We start from the raw sequence: 21,229 nt of genomic DNA, 5'->3' as shown, positions 1-21,229 counted from the left end.
AGCTTGCCAATTCTGCTTTACGTATCAACGCTACTTTGCTTGCCAATTCTACTTTGCCAGCATGGTGTCGAGTGGGCCCGTCGTGCGTGGCGTCAGGTTCTTGCCTTCCGCCGTGGACACGATTTTGACGCCGGCGGGGTCAACGCATGCGCTCATGCACGGTTTCGCTGCTGTATCGGGCCTCGGATCGGTCCAGAGGAAATTGTCACGATTGGGCATTTTGACTTTCGGCAAGCTTTCCCGGTCGGCGACAAATTCACTGGAAACGATGTCGTTCAGGTTCAGAATATAGGCGGTCAAAGCATAAACGTCATCGGCTGACAATGTGTGCGGTGCGGCCATCGGCATGGCGCGGTTAATGTAGTCCCACAGGGTCGGCGCAAACGGCCAGTAGCTGCCGACCGTCAGCTCCGGCCGGTCGTGCCTGAGCGTCCCGGCGCCGCCAACGAGCTTGGGAAACCGGCCCTCGCCTTCGCCGAAAGTTCCATGGCAGGCCGCGCATTGCTCGGCATAGACCTCCGAACCCCTGATCACACCGCCGCGGCCCGCGGGCAGGCCCACACCATCCTCGCCGCGTGCGTCGATATCCCAGCCGGCAATCTGCTCTGGCGTCGCCCGCTCGCCATAGCCGTAATATCCGGGATGTCCGGGCTCGGCGGCGTAAGCGAAGGTGCCGGCGGCAGCGACGATGCCGGCGCAAAGCAGCGCCAGGTGCTTAACCGAGCTGGACATCGAACACGCTCCCGTCGCCCTTCACCTGCCAGGTCTGGATCGAATTGTTGTGGTAGACCGAATTGGTGCCGCGCTGCTTGCGCAGCTGCGCGATGGTCGGCTGCACATAGCCGGTCTCGTCGATCACGCGGGATTCCAGCAGCGCCGGCGCGCCGTCCCAGCGCCATGGTATCGTGAATTTCGTCAGCGCCTTCGACAGCACCGGCTCATGCAGCCGCGCGCTCTGCCAATTGACGCCGCCGTCGGTCGAGACGTCGACGCGCTTGACCTTGCCGTTGCCGGTCCATGCCAATCCCCTGATTTCATAGAGGCCCGGGCGATCCAGCGGCTTCTCCGGGCAGGGAAAGGTGATGACGGATTTGGCGTCGATCAGCCAGGTGAAGCCGCGCGAGGTGCCGTCCGGCATCAGGTCGGTATATTTCGAGGTCTCTTCGCGCGAATGCCAGGGTTTGTCGCCGAGCTTGATCCGGCGCAGCCATTTGATGCTGACATTGCCTTCCCAGCCCGGCACCACCAGCCGCAGCGGATAACCCTGTTCGGGCCGCAGCGCCTCGCCGTTCTGCGCGTAGACCACGAGGCAATCGTCGAGGCATTTGTCGAGCGGCAGGCTGCGGTTCATGTGCGCGCCGTCGGCGCCCTCGACCATGACCCACTTGGCTTCCTTCTTGATGCCGACCTCTTCCAGCAGGGTCGACAGCCGCACCCCGGTCCATTCCGCGCAAGAGATCATGCCGTGATTGAACTGCAGCGAGTTCAACTGCGCGGCGCGCCACTCCATGCCGCCGTTGGCCGGGCATTCGATGAAATGGATGCGCGTCACGGACGGAAAACGGACGATGTCCTTCATCGACAGCAACAGCGGGCGCTCGACCAGGCCATGAATCATGAGCCTGTGCTGCTCCGGATCGACGTCCGGCCGGCCGGCGTGATAGCGCTCGAAAAACAGGCCGTTCGGCGTGATGATGCCGTGCAGGTCCTGCAGCGGCGAAAAGCTGATCGAGGATTCGGTGCCGGCGGTGAGCCACGGCACGTTGCGCCTGATGACGCCGGCCTCGGTATCGGCGGGCCGGCCATAGGGCCGGTCGACCACGCCGGGTCCGATCGATTGCGACCATGGCGCGTCTGCGGGCGGGGAAGCCGGCGAGGGCTCTGCATTTCCCTGTTTTGGACCGAGCGCCAGGCTGCCAGTCAGCGCCGCGCCAAGGCCGAGCAGGGAACGCCGGCCGAGCCGCGTGTGGGCGCCCGTGCTCGACAGTAGAGATATGCTGCGCCAGAGATCAGGCCGCACGTTTCATTCCCCTTGCCGCCGCATGGCCGCATCATTTGTTGCTTTTTCGCGGGTTTATCGGCATTCGCTAATTTAGTCAATGCTAAATAACCATGGACGCGATAAACTGGTACACCGCGCCAGTCGGCGCTGATTCCGATCCGGATGCAGGCGATGAGAGCAGAAGCGGCAACAACCAACAAGATGCCCATCGGCAACGGCGCCGAGGACGAGGCGTCCCTGAAGAAGCTGGCGAAACAGGCCGGCGAGGCCGCGCAACTGCTCAAACTGCTCGGTCACGAGAAGCGGCTGCTGGTTCTCTGCTTTCTCGCGGTGCGCGGCGAGATGACCGTCGGTGAACTCGTCGGCGTCGCCAAGCTCAGCCAGTCGGCGCTGTCGCAGCATCTGGCAAAATTGCGTGCCGACGGCCTGGTCGAATTCCGGCGCGCCTCGCAGACGCTGCATTACCGCGTCGTCGACCAGCGCGCCCTGCGCGTCTTGCAGCTCTTGAAGGAAATCTATTGCGGAGACTTGAAGTGAGATTTTGCGGTGGCTGAGTTTGTGGTGGAGTTTGGCAAGGATGGCCGGCCGATCGAGGCCGACGGCCGGCTGGACGCGGCCGCATTCCATCGCAACCATGCGCCGATCTGGGAGGTGCTGCAGAAATTTCTTGCCGGCAAATCCGGCGACGTGCTGGAGGCCGGCAGCGGCACCGGCCAGCATGTGGTGCATTTCGCCAGCCATGCACCCGACATCATTTGGTGGCCGAGCGATTTCAACGAAGCGCATCTGAACAGCATTGCGGCGTGGCGCGCGCATGCGGGTTTGCCGAACATCCGTCCCGAAATGCGGATCGACCTCAGCGATCCCACATGGTGCCCCCAGATGCGGGACGGCAGCGGGCCTTCCGACTTGCTGGCGGTGTTCTGCGCCAATGTGATTCACATCGCGCCCTGGCGCGTCGCAGAAGGCTTGTTCGCCGGCGCGGCGCGTTACCTGCGCAGCGACGGGCGGCTGTTTCTCTATGGCCCGTTCAAGCGCGACGGCAAGCACACCGCGCTCAGCAATGCCGTCTTCGACACCAGCCTTCGCGATCGCGACCCCGAATGGGGTGTGCGCGATATCGAAGATGTCAGCAGCCTGGCAACAGGCGTTGGCCTCGCCTTGATCGAGGCGGTGCCTATGCCCGCCAACAACATGATCCTGGTGTTCGAACGCCGCGCGTAACGCGCGTGCATCAGGTTGACGAAATTTCCGGACCCACCATCTGATGCTCTATCGCAGCATTCAGCCGGAGATCTTCATGCCCTCGCGCGCGCGTCTTGATGAATTCATCGCCGTCGTCGTTTCCGGCGACCATGCCGGCGCCATCGAGCGCTATTACACCGAAGACGCCACCATGCAGGAGAACAGCGCCCCGCCGCGCGTCGGCCGCGACGTGCTGGTGGGGCAGGAGCGCGCGACGCTGGATCGGGTGTCTGATGTCGTCACCACTTGCGTGTCCTCGGTCCTCGAAGGCGATCGTGTCGCGATCCACTGGATCTTCGATTTCACCTATCCATCCGGCAAGACGATGCGGATCGATGAAGTTGCGATGCAGGAATGGCGCGGCGACCGGATCTTTCGCGAGCGGTTCTTCTATGAGCCGCCGAAGAAGGCCTGATGACAGCTGCTGACATTTCGGCGGCGGTCGAAGCTTTTTGCTTTGCTATCTGCTAACCGTCGTCATGCCCGGCCTCGTGCCGGGCATCCACGTCTTGCTATCGCCGCAGAGGCAAAAGACGTGGATGGCCGGGACAAGCCCGGGCATGACGGTGCAAGAACAAAGAACAAGAATGTTAAAAGGCCCCATTCACACCACACCCGACGAAACCTCGCTCCGCTACGACGGGTGGCGCATAGTGCTCGTGTGCTTCCTGCTCGCGACCTTCGGCTGGGGGCTCGGCTTCTACGGCCAGAGCGTCTATGTCGCCGAGCTGCAGCGGCTGCACGGCTGGCCGGCGTCGCTGATTTCGCTGGGCACGACGTTCTTCTATCTGTCCGGCGCGGCACTGGTTGCCTTCGTCAGCGAGGCGATCAGGGCGTTCGGTCCCCGGAACTGCATGATCGCCGGCATCGGCACGATGGCGATTGCCGCTGTTGCGATTGGCCAGGTGCGCGAACCTTGGCAGCTCTATCTCGCCAACGCGTTTCTCGCCTTCGGTTGGGCCGGCACCAGCCTCGGCATGATCACCAACACGCTGGGCCTCTGGTTCGATAAAAAACGGGGAATGGCGATCAGCCTGGCGCTGAACGGCGCCAGCTTTGGCGGTATCGCCGGCGTGCCGCTGCTGGTACTGGCGATCGGCTATTTCGGTTTCCCGGGCGCGATGATTGCCGCGGCGGTGGTGATGGTCGCGCTGATGGTGCCGGTCATCCTGATTTACGTCGGGCGGCCGCCGGGCCATGCGAGCGCAAACGGGGGCGCGGTGAGCGCCGCGGATGCGCCATCGCCGATCCAGATTCGCGCGCGGGCATTTCGCGATATCGGATTTCTGACGGTATCGTCGGCCTTCGCGCTGGTGCTGTTCGCGCAGGTCGGCTTCATCGTGCATTTGATCTCGTTCCTGGATTCGGTGATCGGGCGTGAGCGCGCGGCCATCGCGGTCGCGCTATTGACCGCCATGGCGGTGGTCGGCCGCGTGCTGTTCTCGTTCGTGATCGACCAGATGAACCAGCGGCTGGCGTCCGCGCTTTCGTTCGTCAGCCAGGCGGTGGCGCTGGTGATCGTCATCAACGTGCACAATGACTACGCGCTGATGGCGGCCTGCGCGCTGTTCGGATTTTCGGTCGGCAACCTCATCACGCTGCCGGCGCTGATCGTGCAGCGCGAATTCGATCCCCGCTCGTTCGGCGTGCTGGTCAGCCTGATCACCGCGATCAACCAGATCACCTATGCATTTGGCCCGGGCGTGGTCGGCCTGCTGCGCGACATGTCGGGAAGCTATTCGCTGCCGTTTTACGGCTGTATTGGCCTCGAATTGATTGCGGCGGTGCTGATCATGATTCGCGGGCGCGCAGCAGATCCTCGAGGTCCAGCCGCTTCGTGAACATCGACAGCGAACCATCAGTCGCGCGCGGCCATTCTTCCTCGGGCCGGTCGCGGTAAAGTTCGACGCCGTTCTCATCAGGGTCGCGCAAATACAGCGCCTCGCTGACGCCATGATCGCTGGCGCCGTCGAGCGCAATGCCGGCCTGCATCACGCGATGCAGCGCGTCGGCCAGCGCCGGGCGGGTGGGGTAGAGGATCGCGGTGTGGAACAGCCCGGTGGTACCCGGCGGCGGCGGATGGCCGCCTTTGCTTTCCCAGGTGTTGAGGCCGATGTGATGGTGATAGCCGCCGGCCGAAACGAACGCCGCGGCCGAACCCATCCGCTGCATGATCTCAAAGCCGAGCACGCCGCAGTAGAACCCGAGCGCGCGTTCGAGGTCGGCGACCTTCAGGTGAACATGCCCGATCCGTGTGCCTGATATAATGGGCGGGTTGTCGGGCATGTCGATGTCTCCATTTGCCTTGCTGAGATTTCAAAGTAGGGAGAATCCGACAGAGGGGTACCGGCAATTCGGAAACCATGCGTTTCCAATCCTAGGCCAAGCCTTATGCTAAGTCCGACACTTCCCCATCCGGCAACCCGAACTCGAACGTGTTCAGCGTCATCGAAACCATCGTGTAATAGCCGCACAGGCCGATGACCTCTGTCACGCCGCGCACGCTGAGCAATTCCACCGCCGCGTCATAGAGCGGCTTGGAGACGCCGTGGCCCTCGTGCAGCGATTTCGCGACGTCGTAGATCATCTGGCCCTTCGGATCGTCGAAAGTGGGCGTGCGGCGGTCGCGGATGTCGTCGATGATTTTCGGGTCCATGCCGCCTTTCAGCGCCAGGCGCTTATGCGCGTACCATTCGTAATGCGAGGTCCAGTGCCGCGCGGTGACGAGGATCGCGATCTCGGAAAGTTTTGCGGGAAAGATCGTGTTGAAACGAAGCTGCTCGCCGAGCCGCGTGGCATGCTTGGCCATCTGCGGGCTGTTGAGCCAGGCCATCATCGGCGCCGGCGGCGCGCCGCGCTTGCCGGCAATCGACTCGTCGTAGGTTTCTTTTTGGTCGGGGCTCATTTCGCCAGGCGAAAGCAACTTCAGCCGCATGTCGGTTTCCTCTTGTTTTTCAATCGTTGCGGCCTCTGCGATACACCCGATCCCGGCGCGTGACTATGGCGATACGAGCATGGCGCGGCGCAGAGAGATGTTGAATTCCGCGATGCGGCGACTAAGGTCTTTTCAACTCGCCCCATATGGAAACGCACCATGTCCGATCCCGATCAATTCCGCCGTGAAACCCGCGCCTGGCTCGAGGCCAATTGCCCGCCGGGAATGCGCAAGCCCATGACCTCGGAGGGCGACACGTACTGGGGCGGCCGCAACGCCAAATTCTCTTCCGAACCGCAGCGCGTCTGGTTCGAACGGATGCGCGACAAGGGCTGGACCGTGCCCGACTGGCCAAAGGAATATGGCGGCGGAGGGCTCGACCGCGCCGAGCACAAGGTGCTGCGCGAGGAAATGGCGGCGATGGGCGCGCGTTCGCCGCTGTCGAGTTTTGGTATCTGGATGCTCGGGCCGGCGCTGTTGAAATACGGCAACGAGGCGCAGAAGAAGGAGCACCTGCCTGACATCGCCGCGGGCCTGATCCGCTGGTGCCAGGGTTACTCCGAACCGAACGCCGGATCGGATCTCGCCTCGCTGCAGACCCGCGCCGAGAGCGACGGCGATGATTTCGTCATCACCGGCCAGAAGATCTGGACGTCGTATGCGAACTACGCCGACTGGATCTTCTGCCTGGTGCGCACCGATGGCGCCGCCAAGAAACATGACGGCATCAGTTTCATTCTGTTCGACATGACGTCGAAGGGCGTCACGACAAAACCGATCCTCTTGATCTCGGGCTATTCACCGTTCTGCGAAACCTTCTTCGATGGTGTGCGGGTGCCGAAATCGCATGTGGTCGGCACCGTCAACCGCGGCTGGGATGTGGCGAAATACCTGCTGCAGCACGAGCGCGCGATGATCTCGGGCATGGGTGAGCGCGGCGTCGGCCGGCCGCTCGGCCAGGTGGCCGCTGACTCGGTCGGCAGCGACGAGCAAGGCCGGCTGGAGGATCCGATGCTGCGCGGCCAGATCTCGACCTTCGAGATCGACGAGGCGGCGCTGTCGGCGGCAGCGGAACGCGCGGTCGATCTCGCCAAAGCCGGCCAGTCGCATCCGGCGTTTTCCTCGGCGATGAAATATTACGGCACCGAGCTCAACAAGCGCCGCCATGAAATCCTGATGTCGGCTGGCGGCGTCGACGCGCTGGAATGGGAAAGCGAACGCTCCAAAGGCGGCGCCCGCCCGCGCGCCTGGCTGCGCACCAAGGCCAATTCGATCGAAGGCGGTACGTCAGAGGTGATGCTCGGCATCGTCGCCAAGCGGATCCTCGATCTGCCGGGGGCGTAGCCTTCCACACCGTCATGGCCGGGCTTGACCCGGCCATCCACGTCTTTCTTGCTGCGCGAGCCAAAGACGTGGATGCCCGGGACAAGCCCGGGCATGACGAACACCTAAGTCAGTTCATCAACACAAGCGTTTCGGAATCCTCTCCATGGCACTCGTCCTCACCGAAGAACAATCCATGCTGCGCGACAGCGCGCGGGGCCTTATCAGCGACAAGGCGCCGGTGTCGCATCTGCGAAGTTTGCGCGACAGCAAAGACGCCACGGGATTTTCCCGCGAACTCTGGAAGGCGTTTGCCGAGATGGGCTTTTCCGGCCTGCTGGTGCCGGAGAATTTCGGCGGCAGCGGGTTAGGCGCCGTCGAGGCCGGCGTGGTGATGGAGGAAATCGGCCGCACCTTGATGCCATCGCCGTTCCTGTCGACCGCGGTGCTGGCGGCTTCCGCACTGACGCGTGGCGGCAGTGACGCGCAAAAGGCCGCGCATCTGCCCAAAATTTCAGACGGCTCGCTGCTCGCGGCGCTCGCGATCGACGAGGGCGCCAAGCATCGCCCGCTGCAGACCAAGCTGAAGGCCGTGCGTTCCGGCAACGGCTTCAAGCTGAACGGCGCAAAAGCCTTTGTGGTCGACGGCCACACCGCCGATCTCCTGATCGTCGCGGCGCGCACCGCTGGCTCCGCCGGCGAACGCAACGGGCTGACGCTGTTCCTGGTCGATCCCAAGGCCAAGGGCCTTGCCGTGGAACGCACCGCGATGGTCGATTCACACAATGCGGCGCGCATCGAGTTCGACAATGTCGAGGTCAACGCCGACGGCGTGCTCGGCGAGGTCGATCAGGGCGGAGCATTGCTCGAAGGCGTGCTCAATATCGGCCGCGGCGCGGTGGCTTCCGAGATGGTCGGTCTCAGCGAGGAAGTGTTCGGCCGCACCGTGACGTATCTGAAAGAACGCAAACAGTTCGGCAAGCTGATCGGCGAATTCCAGGCGCTGCAGCATCGTGCCGCCGAGCTCTATATCGATATCGAGATCACGCGCGCCGCCGTGCTGAAGGCGCTGCAGACGCTGGATGGCGATTTCGCCAACGCCAGTGCCGCGGTTGCGGTTGCAAAGGCACGCGCCGGGACCACCGCGACGCGGGCGGTGCAGGAAGGCGTGCAGATGCATGGCGGCATGGGCATGACCGACCAGTTCGACATCGGCTTCTTCATGAAGCGCGCGCGGGTCTGTCAGGAATTGTTCGGCGACAGCAACTACCACGCCGATCAATTGGCGCGGATGAAGAGTTATTGAGCTCTATCCCCGTCATTGCGAGCGAAGCGAAGCAATCCATATCGCGACGAAACAAGAATGGATTGCTTCGTCGCTTTGCTCCTCGCAATGACGAATCCTTACGGAGACTGTCATTCCGGGATGGTGCGTTAGCACCAGACCCGGAATCTCGAGATCCCGGGTTCGCGCTAAGCGCGCCCCGGGATGACGGCCTTATCGGCCGTCACCTGATTGGCGGGGCGTACTGGATGCCGCCGTTGCTCCAGAGCGAGTTCAGGCCGCGCGGGATCTTCAGCTTGGATTCGGCGCCGACATTGCGGTCATAGATCTCGCCGTAATTGCCGACATGGCGGATGATGCGGGCGGCCCAGTCCTTGGAAAGGCCGAGGTCTTCGCCATAGGCGCCTTCGGTGCCGACCAGCCGCATCACATCGGGCTTTTTCGACTTCAGCGCGTCGTCGATGTTCTTGGAGGTGATGCCGAGCTCCTCGGCGTTGATCATCGCGTACAGCGTCCACTTCACGATCATCATCCAATCGTCGTCGCGCTGCCGCACCACGGGCGCCAGCGGCTCCTTCGAGATGACGTCGGGCAGAATGGTGTGATCGTCCGGCTTGCTGAGGTTGAGGCGCAGCGCGTAGAGCTGGGAGACGTCGGCGGTCAGGGTGTCGCACTTGCCCTCGTTATAGGCTTTGACGACATCCTCCAGCTTGGCGAATTTCATCTCCGTGTATTTCATGTTGTTGGCACGGAAATAATCCGCGACGTTGAGCACCGTGGTGGTGCCGTCCTGCACGCAGATCTTGCTGTTGTTCAGGTCCAGCCCGGAATCGATCTTGCGCGAGGCCGGCAGCATGAAGCCTTCACCGTCATAATAGGCGACGGCCGGGAAATAGAGCGCGTTGTTGACCTCGCGCGACATGCTCCAGGTGGAGTTGCGCGAGAGAATGTCGACCTTGCGGCTCGACAGCTCCTTGAACCGCTCGCTGGCGTCGAGGGGAATGAACTTCGCCTTCTTGGGATCGTCGAAGATCGCCGCCGCCACCGCGCGGCAGAAATCGACGTCGAAGCCGGTCCAGTCTCCCTTATCGTCGGGGATCGAGAAGCCGGGCAGGCCCTTGTTGACCCCGCACAGCAGTTCGCCGCGCTTGAGCGTCCGCTTCAGAGTCTTGGTGTCATAGCGTTCGTATGTGATTGCGCCAGCCGCGACCGCGATTGCGACCGCCAGCCCAATGAGGAGGCCGCCTCGAAATGTACGTAGCATTTTTTAACTCACCAATTTCAGGGAAATGGATCTGCGGAAGAGACGGTGCCGTCGCAATTACAGTTCGGGCTTTTGCCGGATGATCACCTTGGTGCCAACAGGGACGCGCTCATAGAGATCGGCGACGTCGGCGTTGACGAGCCGGAAGCAGCCGGAGGAGACGGCGGTGCCGATGGTGTCGGGGCGGTTGGTGCCGTGAATGCGGTAGACGGTGGTGCCGAGATACATCGCCCGCGCACCGAGCGGGTTACCCGGGCCGCCGGCCATGAAGCGCGGCAGATAGGGCTGGCGTTGAATCATTTCCGGCGGTGGCGTCCAATCCGGCCATTCCTTCTTTTGCGTGATGTTGACCAGTCCCTGCCACGTGAAACCTTCGCGGCCGACGCCGATGCCGTAGCGCAGCGCGCGGCCGCCGCCCTGGATCAAATAGAGATGACGTTCGGCCGTGACCACGATGATGGTGCCCGGCGCTTCGTTGGTGCGGTAGAGCACCGCCGTCTTCCTGAACTGCGGATCGAGCTGGACGGATTCGTCGGCGACCAGCCCCGGCTGGTCACCCACATCGGGCTGGCGCAGCTGCGCATTGCTCTGCGAGGCTGAAAGGATCAGACCGCTCGTTGCGATCATCATCCAGATCAGGTGCCGAAACTTCGTCATTGCGGAGCTCTCCTTGTTGGCGCGTTGGCCAATTGGTTGGCGTTCTAAAGCATGATCCGGAAAAGTGTGAAGCGGTTTTCCGAAAAGATCATGCGCAAATAAAGATACCAAAGCGCGATGACTAGCGCGCTTTGGCCAAATCAGCGGAACTATCAAATCTCAGGGCCAGCTTGATGGCAAGTTTAGGGCGGCAGGGCCGGTATCTTGCTGGAATGGCTTCTATTTTCTGACATCACAATCGCCGGTGATTGTGACAAAGGCCTCATTTCGGCGCGATCCAGAGCCGCAGGCCGTAGGAGATCAGCGTCACCGTGCCGACGCCTCCCAGCCACAGCGCGGCAAACCAAAGCAGGCGCTGCGTCAGCGGCCGCAGTGTCGGCTCGCTCGAGCTTTTCTCGCTGGAAAACCCCTTGGTCATCAGTGATAGCCGCTTCCGGCTTTGACCTTGCCGCGGAACACCCAATAGGCCCATGCGGTATAGCCGAGGATCAGCGGTATGAGAATCGCGACGCCGACCAGCATGAAGAGCTGGCTGTTTGCGGGCGAGGCCGCCTGCCAGATCGTGATGCTCTGTGGCACGATATAGGGATACATGCTGATGCCGAGCCCGGCATAGGAAAGCGCGAACAGCGCCAGCGTCAGGAAGAACGGCTGGTAGTCATACTTGTTGGCGAGGCTGCGCAGCAACATCACGGTGACGGCGGCCACCGCTACCGGCACCGGCGCGGTGAGGATGATGTTGGGCCAGGCGAACCAGCGATGGGTGTACTGCACATGCAGGAACGGCGTTGCAATGCTGACGATGCCGATGGCGCACAGCATCGCGACCAGCAGCAGCCAGCTCAGATGATAGGCGCGGTCGCGCAATTCGCCTTCGGTCTTCATGACCAGCCAGGTCGAGCCGAGCAGCGCATAGCCGATCACGAGCGCGACGCCGGTGAGGATGCTGAACGGCGTCAGCCAATCCCACCAGCCGCCGGCATATTGTCGCCCCGAGACATGAATGCCCTGCAGGATGGCGCCGAGCGCAATGCCCTGCGCCAGCGTCGCCAGCAGCGATCCGCCGGCAAACGCAATGTCCCAGCGGTTGCGTTCGCGCGTGGTGCGCCAGCGGAACTCAAAGGCGACGCCGCGGAATACCAGTCCGAGCAGCATCACGATCATCGGCGTGTAGAGCGCCGGCATCAGCACGGCATAGGCCAGCGGGAACGCCGCCATCAGGCCGCCGCCGCCAAGCACCAGCCAGGTCTCGTTGCCGTCCCAGACCGGGGCGACACTGTTCATGATGACGTCGCGGTCTTCCTTCTTCGGGAACAGCGGAAACAGGATGCCGAGGCCGAGATCGAAGCCGTCCATCACGACATAGACGAACACCGCAAAGGCGATGATGAAGGCCCAGATGGTCGGGAGGTCAATGGGGATCATCGCGCGGCTCCCTCGGCGACAGCACCGGCGGCCGGCGTGATGCCGGCGGCACGCGCCGGGACGTCGCTGCGCGGACCTTCCTCGCCGTGATGCGGCGGCTGCGCCATGAGGCGCAGGAGGTAGATCACGCCGGCGGTGAACACCACGAAATAGACGATGATGAAGGCGATCAACGACGAGGCGACCGCGGGCGCCGCCAGCGGCGACGCCGAATCCACGGTTCGCAGCAAACCATACACCGTGTATGGCTGACGCCCGGTCTCGGTGGTGATCCAGCCCGCCAGCACGGCGATGAAGCCCGACGGGGCCATCGCGACCGCAAACATGTGCAGCAGGCGTGAGTTGTACAGCGTGCCGCGGAAGCGCATCAGCAGGCTGAGCAGGCCGAGCCCCACCATCAGCAATCCCATGCCGACCATGATTCTGAACGACCAGAAGGTGATCGGCACCGGCGGCCAGTTTTCACGCGGCACGGTGTCGAGGCCGGCCATCGGCGCGTCGAGGGAATGTTTGAGGATCAGCGAGCCCAGTTTGGGGACTTCGATCGCGTAATCCATCTTGCCGGCGGCCTGATTGGGCCAGCCGAACAGAATCAGCGGCGCGCCGTGTTGGTGGCTCTGGAAATGGCCTTCCATCGCCATGATCTTCACCGGCTGATGCTCCAGCGTGTTGAGCCCGTGCTGGTCGCCGGCGAGGATCTGGAGCGGGGCGACGATCGTCGCCATCCACATTGCCATCGAGAACATCACGCGCGGGCCGGCCAGATGCGGGTCGCGCAGTAGATGCCAGGCGCCGACCGCGCCGACCACCAACGCGGTGGTCAGGTACGCCGCCAGCACCATATGCACGAGCCGGTAAGGGAACGACGGATTGAAGATCACCTTGAACCAGTCGACGGCGATGAACTGGCCTTCGGCATTGAGGGCGTGACCTGTGGGCGTCTGCATCCAGGAATTGGCGGACAGAATCCAGAACGCCGAAATCAGCGTGCCGACCGCAACCATCAAGGTTGCGAAAAAATGCAGTTTTGGGCCGACGCGATCGAGACCGAACAACATCACGCCGAGGAAGCCCGCCTCGAGGAAGAACGCGGTCAGCACCTCATAGGCCATCAGCGGGCCGATCACGGGACCAGTCTTGTCCGAAAAGGCCGACCAGTTGGTGCCGAACTGGTAGGACATCACGATGCCCGACACCACGCCCATGCCGAAAGCGACGGCGAAAATTTTCAGCCAGTAATTGAACAGATTAATGAAAACTTCGCGCCCGGTCCACAGCCACAGCGCTTCAAGCACCGCGAGATAACTGGCGAGCCCGATCGAAAAGGCGGGAAATACGATGTGGAACGACATCGTGAAGGCAAACTGCGCCCGGGCCAATACAACGGCATCCCAGCCTTCGAACATCGGCACCACCTGTCGCAGCTAACCTGCGTCAATCCTATCATGCCGGATGCGATAACAGTACCGCGCCTTTTGCAGCAGAGGCCCGCTATCTAGTCGGTGTTCCGGCATCCGGAGGAGCATTGAGTCGCCGAATGATTTCTGCGCGCACGGCGCGTGCCGCATTTTGGTCGTGCTTTGTCGGGCTGCAGAAGGTCTGGCCTGTGTGCAGCCGAACGCTGATGGTGCAGGTCCGGTCCTTGGAATCGGGCTCGTCGACCTCGATTGCTGCGACGTCACCTGCTTGGATCGTCTCGGCGGATGGTTTGCCGCTTAACGCAATCCGCTCGACACGGATCTCGCCCTGCCGAATGATCCAGCACGCGCCGGCGAATCGGTGCGCGTAGCGGTAGAGTGCAAAGGCAGCGAGAAAGCCGAGCGGCAAGAGCAGTCCGAGCGCCATCTCCCACTCACCGATCCAGAATGCGATGAGGAATGGCAGAGCGCACAGGCCGGCCACAACCGGCACGGCTATTCGAATCACGCGGCCCAGATCGGGGTTGACCGGCGAGCCAAGGGTGATCTCGGCGTTGCCGGCCTCGAGCGGGTTGTCGATGGGCGCGGCATCGGGACAACCGAGCAATCCCGTAACAATTGCGGCGGTTTCGTTGACGCGCGTGATGTCCGGCAGCGGTGGCGAGATTAAGACACCCCCTGAGGCCAGCCTGCACACCAGGCTGAAACTCGCGGGATAGCTGAACCTGTTCTTGCGGACGCGAACCTCTGCGATGTCGTGATTGCTTATCATTCGCTTGTGCACCCGGCCAAGCGGACGCTGCTCGCCGATCAGGATGCCGTCTTGCGTGATGATCCAGGCCACATTGCATTCAAGTGCGGCAACGCCGATCAGGAACAATCCGAGCGGCACGACCCAGAGTGCAGGAATGAATGGTCGGCCGCCCGAGGCCCAGGTAAGCAGGCCCGGGACAATAATCAGAAGAATTGCAGCGCCGGAGCCCGCCTGGACAAACCGTTCCCTGAGCGAGGATCCCTTGCGCAGCCGAACTTCATCCGGGTTTGCCGCAGCATCCATTGTCAGCGGCAAGCATCATGAGCGGCTCGATCGCGTCAAGCAAAAGTGCAACATTACTCGATCACGATCTCGCCGGTCATGCCGAGATCGGCGTGGGTCTTGCCGTCGGCGCCCTTGATGTCGCAGCGCAGGTCGGTGGCGCGGCCGGCGGCGACCGGCACCAGCCACCATTCGGCGGATTGTCCCGGATAGACTTCGATCTCGCGCATCGCGCCCTTGAACTCGGCGAGCGTCACGGTCTTGCCGTCGCGCTGCTGCGTAACCTGCGCCTTGCGTGTCCACACCATCTGCGAGAAGGCGTGCGAGGTGAAGTAATGCGGATCGTTGCTGTCGTTGCGCAGGACCAGTTTGTAGAGCTTGCCGGTCTCGAACTTCAGTTGCTTGGGCACGAATTCATGCTTGCCGGGCGAGCCCAATGCGACGGTGACCTCGATCGGCGTCTGCCGCGACAAATCGCCGGCCGCGATCGCTGCGCCCGAGACGAGGCCGAGCAAGACAGACGCGCCAATGGCTGCGCGATACGAGATGAACATGGTGGCCTCCCCCTGTGATCCTTGAAATCTATAAAGTCAGGCCATGACGATAATGCAAATGCGAATTAGTTGCAAACTAGTCCTGGATGATGGCTGGGCGGTGCCGATCGCACCCCCAAATACAGAGCGACCCGGGCGGGGGGCATCCCGGCCGGGTCGTTGGAGGTTCTTGGGAGGTTAAGCTTGGTCGGTCGAAACGGGTCGGCTGGTCAGAAACTTGTTTAGCGAACGACGTCCGGGATCACACAGACCTCAGCGGCGCTCTTGGTGCTGCAATCGACCACTTGTTCGCGCACGACCATCGAGCCGGCATCGCGCTGGGCGCGGGGCGAGACGTTCTGGGCGGACAGCGAGGCCAGGGTGCAGACCGCGCCGAGCGGGATAATGAAAAAGCGGAAGGACGGCTTCAGCATGTTCGCTCTCCTGTTCGGCGTTGGTGTTACGTTGCTGATGATGGATATAGGGGCAGAGTTTTTCCGGGTGATGTCGCCAATTGTTTCATTTGTTTCTTCGCCTTTAATCTTTGGCTTCGAAATCGACCCGGTTTCTGCTCCCAATACCGTTCTAACTAAGAATTCGCTGTTATTTATGCAGCGATGCTGTCCACGCCAGCGACCTTAAGCAAGTCGGCCAATTGTTTGCGGGCATAGAACATCCGGGTCTTCACCGTGCTCTGGGGAATACCGATGATCGCGCCGGCCTCTTCCACCGACTTCTCGTGGTAGTAGACCAGATTGATGATCTCGCGGTGCGCCGGCGACAGCTTGGCGACACAGGCGCGCAGGATGGCGCTGGTGTTGCTGCGGTCGAGCGACGCTTCCGGGGTGTCGGCCTCGTCGGCGATCTCGAGCACGTCGTCCTGATCGATGTCCTCATGCTTGCGCTGGCGCAGCGCGGTCAGCGCCTTGAAGCGGGCGATTGACAGCAACCAGGTCGAAACCTGGGAGCGGCCCTCGAACTGGCTGGCGGTGCGCCACACGTCCAGAAACACCTGGCTGACGAGGTCTTCCGCCATCGTGGTATCGCGCACCATGCGCAGGATGAAGCGGTAAACCCGTACGTGATGCCGGGAATAAAGCACGTGCATCGCCGTGCGGTCGCCTTTGGCAATGCTCTCCAGCAGCGATTCGTCCGATGTCGCGCGGGCATCGGCAATGTGCTTGCGGGCTGCAGCGTTGATGGCAATCACGTTCGGCATGACAAACTCCCAGTTCGCCGCTTGGCGGCGTGTCGTTGGGAGATTTCTAATTAATCAACGTTTCGGGATGTCTGCACCGAAGGGGGAAAATGGTTTCGTGCCGGGGAGAATTGTTTCGTCGCAGCCGCCGCGACGAAACATTCGGGACGAAAACGGTAATAATTTCAATGTGCGGAAAATAGGAGGATTTCAGATCGAAAATCGTTCCGCGTGCCACAAATCTTCGTCGTCCCTGCGAAAGCAGGGACCCATAGCCACAGGGGGTTGTTGTTTGACGAGGTAGTTACTATTGCGCGTAAAATGACCGCCGCGGCGTATGGGTCCCTGCGTTCGCAGGGACGACATCGGCCCTAGCAGCTAACCCTTCTCGCCGGTCGGCGAGAACAGATAGCCGCCGCCGCGGATGGTGCGAATGACGGCCGGCTTGGTCGGGTCGATCTCGATCTTGCGCCGGATCCGCATGATGCGGAGGTCGACCGCACGGTCGAAGGCTTCGGCGTCGCGCGCATTCGCCAGCTCCAGCAGCCGCTCGCGCGACAGCACCCGCTTTGGATTGGCCGCGAACACTTTCAACAGGCCGAATTCGGACGCGGTCAGCGGATGCTCGTTACCTTCGTCGTCGCGCAGCGCCTGGGCTTCGAGATCGAGCCATTTGGTGCCGAAACGCACCAGTTGTTCCTTTTCCACCTTGGCGCCGGCGGCCTCGGGCGCAGCAGCCTTGACCGGCGCACTGCGGCGCAGCACCGAGCGGATGCGCGCCATCAATTCGCGCAGCTCGCAGGGCTTTGCGATGTAATCGTCGGCGCCAAGCTCGAGGCCGACGACGCGGTCGATCGGGCTGGCGGTCGCCGTCAGCATGATGACGGGGACATTGATGCGGCTCTTCAGGTCACGGATGATCGAGAGCCCGTCTTCCTCTGGCATGTTGAGGTCGAGCACGACGAGGTCGGGCACATTGGTTTCGATCACGCCGCGCAGGCTCTTGCCGCCGTCGCATAGCGTCACGGCGAAACCGTGCATCTTGAGGTAATCGCCGACCATTTCGCGGGCCGGCGCCTCGTCGTCGACGATGATGATGTGCTGGCTCTGGCTCATGATGTCTCTGCTGCAGGCAGTGTAACCGTAAACGTTGACCCCTGTCCGGGGCCGGGGCTATCCGCGGTCACATGGCCGCCATGCATGTCTATAATGCGTTTGACGATCGATAGACCGAGGCCGGTCGAGCTTTCGCCCGCGGTCGGTTTGGCCGACAGCCGCTGGAAGCGGCCGAACAGCCGGCCGAGATCCTCGGGCGACAGGCCCGCGCCCTCATCCGTGATCCGCACCACGGTGTTGTCACCCTCATGGGTAACGCCCACGGTGATCTTGCCGCCGATCGGTGAATATTTGATGGCATTGCTGACCAGATTGTCGATCGCCTCGCGGATCCGGTCGACGTCACACATGGTGACGAAATTCGGCGGCGCGGAGACGCTGATGGTCTGCTGCTTGTTCACGGCCGAGGGCAGATTGGCGTCGGTGACTTCGGCCACCAGGGCGCCGACGTCGACCGGCTCGCGGCGGATGGTAATGTCGAAGGCATCAGCCATTGCGTCCGAAATCAGATGATCGACCATCGAGGTCAGGCGCTTGGTGGCGTCGCGGATGTGATCGACCTGCGCAGTGACGTTTTCCTTCGGCGAGCCGGCGCTGATCAGCTCGTTCAGCATTTCGGTGCGGCCGAGAATCACGCCGAGCGGGTTTTTCAGGTCGTGGGCGACGGTGCCGAGGATTTCGTTCTTGAAGCCGTTGGCGCGCTGCAGCCGCAGCCACTGCGCCGAAAGCCGGCGGTTGGCCTGCATCAGCGCGCGGGTGCGCTGGGCGACGCGGTCTTCGAGCTGGGTATTGGCCGCATGCAACTGCTGGTAGAGGATCACATTGTCGAACGCGATCGACAGCCGGCTGGAGAAAATCTCGACCAGCGCGCGGTCGGTGTCGGAAAGCTGGCGCTCGGCCTGCAGCAGCACCACGACTTCACGGCCGGAGCCGGTGCGCAGGTAAAGCACGCTGCGGTGGTCGGCGAACTCGTTCTTGCGGCGCGTGAAGGCGTCTTCCACCATCTGCCGCAAATCCGGATCGAGCGATTTGGAACTGGTCGAGCCGATGAAGCGGCTGTAGCAACCCGAGCCCGCCAGCACGGAGAATTCGCTGCCGGGGGCGCCGTCGTCGCGCAGCACCAGTATACCGGCGCAATCGACATTGAGCAGCGAGGCCAGTTGCGTCAGCACCCCTTCGGCAAGGCGCTGCATCGATTTGAAGTCGTACAGGGTCGAGGCGGCGTCGATGATGATTTCGAGCCCGCGCCTTGTCTGCACCATGCGCTCGAGCTGCTGATAGCTGCGCAAGGCGGCGGTCAGCGAGGTGAACAGCTTGTCGGCGGTCAGCTCGGTCTTGGCCTTGTAGTCGTTGATGTCGTACTGGACGATGACGCGGCGCTCCGGCGCCTGGCCGGGCTGGCCGGTGCGCAGGATGATGCGGACGGTCTCGTTCTTGATGTCGTTGCGGATGTACTCGACGAGGTCGAGGCCGGCGACGTCGGTTTCCATGATGACGTCGAGCAGCACGGCGGCGATATCGGGATTGTCGCGCATCAGGACGCGGCCTTCAGCCGCGGAATAGGCGGAGAGGATTTCCAGCGTGGCGCCGTGGAGGTTGTAGTCGCTCAGGGCAAACCGGGTGCCTTCATGCACCGCCTGATCGTCGTCGATGACGGCGATCTTCCATTTGCGTACAGACGAATCATCCGGGGCGGTTTCGGAATCGTCGATCAGGTGGAGGACATCGTCCTGTTCGGCCATTGAGGGGTTCCGTCGGCTGCTGCGTCTGTGATCGTGGGTCCGCTGGTTACGATTCCCTTGGCGACCCTGGGCATGATAATGCGGAAAGTGGTGCCTTGTCCTAGCCTTGACTCCAGCATCATCCGGCCGCCGAGCTGTTGAGTGACAAGATTATAGACGATATGCAAGCCCAGTCCGGTACCGCCCTCGTTGCGGCGCGTGGTAAAGAACGGATCGAACGCCTGCCGCTGGACGTCCGGCGTCATTCCGGCCCCATTATCGGCAAAAATGATTTCGACATCGTCACTGCCGCGGGGCCGTGCCGAAAGCGAGATGGCCCCGGAACGGCCGTCGGCGAAGGCATGATTGGCTGCGTTGAGGAAAAGATTGGTTAAGATCTGGCCATAGGAGCCGGGATAGCCGTCGATCAACAGACCCTCCGGCACGTCGACGGACAGCGTAATTGTCGCCTTCTTCAACACCGGGCGCAGGCTTGCGACGATCTGGTCGGTGGCCTCGCTGAGGCTGAATTGCCGGCGCTCGGCATGGGAGCGATCCACTGCCACCTGCTTGAACGACTGGATCAGTTCGCCGGCACGGTGCAGATTGGCCACCAATTGCCCGGCGGCGTCGCGCGAGCTCTTGACGAACTCGTCGAGCTTGGAGCGGCGCAGCGGCTCGGTGCGCAGCTCGGTCTCGAAGATATCAGCGCGGCGCGCGAAGCTCGATGCCACCGTCAGGCTGATGCCGATCGGGTTGTTGACCTCGTGGGCGACGCCGGCGACCAGGCCGCCCAGCGCCGCCAGCCGTTCGGCGTCGATCAGGTTCTGCTGGGCGGCATTGAGCTCGAGCAGCGCGCCCTCGGCCTTTTCCTTCGACGCGCGCAGCTCGTCCTCGGTCTTGCGTTTGGCGATGGCGTTTTCGCGGAACACCTCCACTGCGCGCGCCATCGCGCCGACCTCGTCCTTGGCTGACGTGCCCTGCACGGCGCGATCGTAATTGCCCGAGGTGATCGCGTGCATCGACGCCATGATCTGCTGCAGCGGCAGCCGGATCGAGAGCGCGATCAGGACACCCGCGGACAGGATGATGCCGAGGAAGATCACGGCGATCGACAGCACCCGGCGTGAAATGCCCGCCAGCGTGCGGTCGAAGGTTTCCTGCGCCTTTTGCTCGCGCTGGCGCATCTTTACGGACAGGCCGTCGATCACGCCGATCGCATCGGCCTGGCTGGCGTCGATGGTGTTGCGCAACAATTCGGTCCGGATCGCAAGCTGCTCGGTCAGCTTCGCCAGTCCCTCGCGCAACGCCAGGGTCTTCGCATGCAGCCGCGTCAGCGCCATGCGCTGCAAATCATTGTCGGCGAGGTCGGACATGACAGGGATGGTCTTTTCGATCGTCTCGGTATTGCGGCGGGCGTCCTCGGCCGACGCCGACGCCAGCGAAAGGTAATAGGCGTTGGCGGCGACCAGCATCCCGGTAAACGCCTCGCGGGATTTTCCGAGCGACGGCCAGATCAGCGCATCGCGGTGCCCGGTGGCGCCCTCGATGATTGAATAGAGCCCGGCCATGTCCCTGGCCGGGCCCAGCACCTGTTGCTCGTAGGTTTTAGAGATCGTCGCCTGCACCGCACGCAGTTCGCCGAAACCGTTGAGGAAACGGTCGGTGACCTGCTCGAGCTGCTCCACCGAGCCCGAAAGCATCGGGTCGTTTGAGGCGCGGTTGGTCAGCGTGCCGAGCACGGCTTCGCGCAGCAGCAGGATTTCCGCGAACAGTTCCGGGCTCGGCTGGTTGATGTAGCGATGGATCAGGTTCTGCAGCCGGCTGGTTTCGCTTTCGAGCAGCGCCAGGATCTTGTCGGATTCCCTGACGTGGCGGACATCTTCCCAGGCCGAACCGAGCACCTTGGCGCCGTTCCATATCAGCGCGGCGAGCACCACGACCACGGCGGAGTTCAAGGCCGCGATCGACAGGATGCGCCAGCGGATCGGGACCGCGCGCAGCACCTGGACGATGCGAATACGGCCGCGTGCGGCGAGGCTCGCCGGCCGTTCCACTGATCCGTCCTGTT

The 21,229-nt window shown here is 62.6% G+C and carries 22 protein-coding genes; 6 read left to right on the top strand and 16 right to left on the bottom strand.

The genetic code is table 11. The annotated features are described in order from the left end of the window. Positions 1-48: 48 nt before the first annotated feature. Positions 49-732, bottom strand: a complete 684-nt coding sequence (locus JQ575_RS12650; RefSeq protein WP_212033516.1) for a c-type cytochrome — start codon at positions 730-732, stop codon at positions 49-51. Then, the gene (gene soxC / locus JQ575_RS12645; protein ID WP_409364782.1) at positions 716-1,996 is read right to left on the bottom strand and encodes a sulfite dehydrogenase; all 1,281 of its coding nucleotides are present in this window, start codon (positions 1,994-1,996) and stop codon (positions 716-718) included. The genes JQ575_RS12650 and soxC overlap by 17 nt, the downstream gene beginning before the upstream one ends. Positions 1,997-2,203: 207 nt before the next feature. On the opposite strand from soxC, the gene JQ575_RS12640 reads away from it, so the two are divergent. The 4 genes from JQ575_RS12640 (at position 2,204) to JQ575_RS12625 (ending at position 5,088) form a co-directional block, all read left to right on the top strand. Continuing rightward, complete coding sequence (locus tag JQ575_RS12640) at positions 2,204-2,539, top strand: helix-turn-helix transcriptional regulator (protein ID WP_212033593.1); 336 nt, start codon at positions 2,204-2,206, stop codon at positions 2,537-2,539. Positions 2,540-2,548: 9 nt separating this feature from the next. Then, a complete protein-coding gene (locus JQ575_RS12635; protein WP_212033515.1) occupies positions 2,549-3,226 on the top strand; it encodes a DUF938 domain-containing protein in 678 nt (225 codons plus the stop codon). 76 nt (positions 3,227-3,302) lie between these two features. After that, a complete protein-coding gene (locus JQ575_RS12630; RefSeq protein ID WP_212033514.1) occupies positions 3,303-3,662 on the top strand; it encodes a nuclear transport factor 2 family protein in 360 nt (119 codons plus the stop codon). A gap of 172 nt (positions 3,663-3,834) precedes the next feature. After that, on the top strand, positions 3,835-5,088 hold the full coding sequence (locus tag JQ575_RS12625; RefSeq protein ID WP_212033513.1) for an MFS transporter: 1,254 nt from the start codon (positions 3,835-3,837) through the stop codon (positions 5,086-5,088). Here the strand turns inward: JQ575_RS12625 and JQ575_RS12620 are convergent. Then, the gene (locus JQ575_RS12620; RefSeq protein WP_212033512.1) at positions 5,039-5,533 is read right to left on the bottom strand and encodes a VOC family protein; all 495 of its coding nucleotides are present in this window, start codon (positions 5,531-5,533) and stop codon (positions 5,039-5,041) included. The genes JQ575_RS12625 and JQ575_RS12620 overlap by 50 nt on opposite strands. A 103-nt stretch (positions 5,534-5,636) precedes the next feature. Continuing rightward, positions 5,637-6,182 (bottom strand): carboxymuconolactone decarboxylase family protein, encoded by a 546-nt coding sequence (locus JQ575_RS12615; protein ID WP_212033511.1) that lies wholly within the window; start codon positions 6,180-6,182, stop codon positions 5,637-5,639. A gap of 159 nt (positions 6,183-6,341) precedes the next feature. Here JQ575_RS12615 and JQ575_RS12610 point away from each other — a divergent pair, with 159 nt between their 5' ends. Both JQ575_RS12610 and JQ575_RS12605 read left to right on the top strand, forming a co-directional pair. Continuing rightward, positions 6,342-7,526, top strand: coding sequence for an acyl-CoA dehydrogenase family protein (locus JQ575_RS12610; protein WP_212033510.1), 1,185 nt, complete (start codon positions 6,342-6,344; stop codon positions 7,524-7,526). A 145-nt stretch (positions 7,527-7,671) separates the two neighbouring features. Further along, the gene (locus JQ575_RS12605) at positions 7,672-8,811 is read left to right on the top strand and encodes an acyl-CoA dehydrogenase family protein (RefSeq protein ID WP_212033509.1); all 1,140 of its coding nucleotides are present in this window, start codon (positions 7,672-7,674) and stop codon (positions 8,809-8,811) included. Positions 8,812-9,013: 202 nt separating this feature from the next. Here the strand turns inward: JQ575_RS12605 and JQ575_RS12600 are convergent, their stop codons facing one another. The 12 genes from JQ575_RS12600 to JQ575_RS12545 all read right to left on the bottom strand — a co-directional run bounded on the left by JQ575_RS12600 (position 9,014) and on the right by JQ575_RS12545 (position 21,215). Continuing rightward, positions 9,014-10,054, bottom strand: a complete 1,041-nt coding sequence (locus tag JQ575_RS12600) for an amino acid ABC transporter substrate-binding protein (protein WP_212033508.1) — start codon at positions 10,052-10,054, stop codon at positions 9,014-9,016. Positions 10,055-10,111: 57 nt separating this feature from the next. Then, positions 10,112-10,711: a L,D-transpeptidase gene (locus JQ575_RS12595; RefSeq protein ID WP_212001779.1), complete on the bottom strand. Its 600-nt coding sequence runs from the start codon at positions 10,709-10,711 to the stop codon at positions 10,112-10,114. Between the two features lie 262 nt (positions 10,712-10,973). Continuing rightward, on the bottom strand, positions 10,974-11,129 hold the full coding sequence (locus JQ575_RS12590) for a DUF2474 domain-containing protein (RefSeq protein ID WP_212033507.1): 156 nt from the start codon (positions 11,127-11,129) through the stop codon (positions 10,974-10,976). Then, the gene (gene cydB / locus JQ575_RS12585) at positions 11,129-12,136 is read right to left on the bottom strand and encodes a cytochrome d ubiquinol oxidase subunit II (RefSeq protein ID WP_249166614.1); all 1,008 of its coding nucleotides are present in this window, start codon (positions 12,134-12,136) and stop codon (positions 11,129-11,131) included. Before cydB ends, JQ575_RS12590 begins: the two co-directional genes overlap by 1 nt. After that, positions 12,133-13,542: a cytochrome ubiquinol oxidase subunit I gene (locus JQ575_RS12580; protein ID WP_212033506.1), complete on the bottom strand. Its 1,410-nt coding sequence runs from the start codon at positions 13,540-13,542 to the stop codon at positions 12,133-12,135. The genes cydB and JQ575_RS12580 overlap by 4 nt, the downstream gene beginning before the upstream one ends. Positions 13,543-13,627: 85 nt before the next feature. Further along, the gene (locus tag JQ575_RS12575; protein WP_212033505.1) at positions 13,628-14,434 is read right to left on the bottom strand and encodes a hypothetical protein; all 807 of its coding nucleotides are present in this window, start codon (positions 14,432-14,434) and stop codon (positions 13,628-13,630) included. 230 nt (positions 14,435-14,664) lie between these two features. Further along, a complete protein-coding gene (locus JQ575_RS12570) occupies positions 14,665-15,144 on the bottom strand; it encodes a hypothetical protein (RefSeq protein ID WP_212033504.1) in 480 nt (159 codons plus the stop codon). A 221-nt stretch (positions 15,145-15,365) separates the two neighbouring features. Next, positions 15,366-15,557, bottom strand: coding sequence for a hypothetical protein (locus JQ575_RS12565; protein WP_212033503.1), 192 nt, complete (start codon positions 15,555-15,557; stop codon positions 15,366-15,368). 173 nt (positions 15,558-15,730) lie between these two features. Continuing rightward, complete coding sequence (locus JQ575_RS12560) at positions 15,731-16,342, bottom strand: sigma-70 family RNA polymerase sigma factor (protein WP_192735524.1); 612 nt, start codon at positions 16,340-16,342, stop codon at positions 15,731-15,733. Between the two features lie 357 nt (positions 16,343-16,699). Continuing rightward, positions 16,700-17,437 (bottom strand): response regulator, encoded by a 738-nt coding sequence (locus JQ575_RS12555; protein ID WP_212033502.1) that lies wholly within the window; start codon positions 17,435-17,437, stop codon positions 16,700-16,702. Further along, positions 17,434-19,179, bottom strand: coding sequence for a DUF3369 domain-containing protein (locus JQ575_RS12550; protein WP_212033501.1), 1,746 nt, complete (start codon positions 19,177-19,179; stop codon positions 17,434-17,436). The genes JQ575_RS12555 and JQ575_RS12550 overlap by 4 nt, the downstream gene beginning before the upstream one ends. After that, positions 19,149-21,215: an ATP-binding protein gene (locus JQ575_RS12545; protein ID WP_212033500.1), complete on the bottom strand. Its 2,067-nt coding sequence runs from the start codon at positions 21,213-21,215 to the stop codon at positions 19,149-19,151. Before JQ575_RS12545 ends, JQ575_RS12550 begins: the two co-directional genes overlap by 31 nt. Between the last annotated feature and the right edge of the window lie 14 nt (positions 21,216-21,229).

The sequence above is a fragment of the Bradyrhizobium sp. JYMT SZCCT0428 genome (genome assembly GCF_018131075.1).
GTDB lineage: Bacteria > Pseudomonadota > Alphaproteobacteria > Rhizobiales > Xanthobacteraceae > Bradyrhizobium.
Note: the sequence above shows the minus strand (reverse complement) of the source record. Positions and strands in the feature narration are given on the sequence as shown.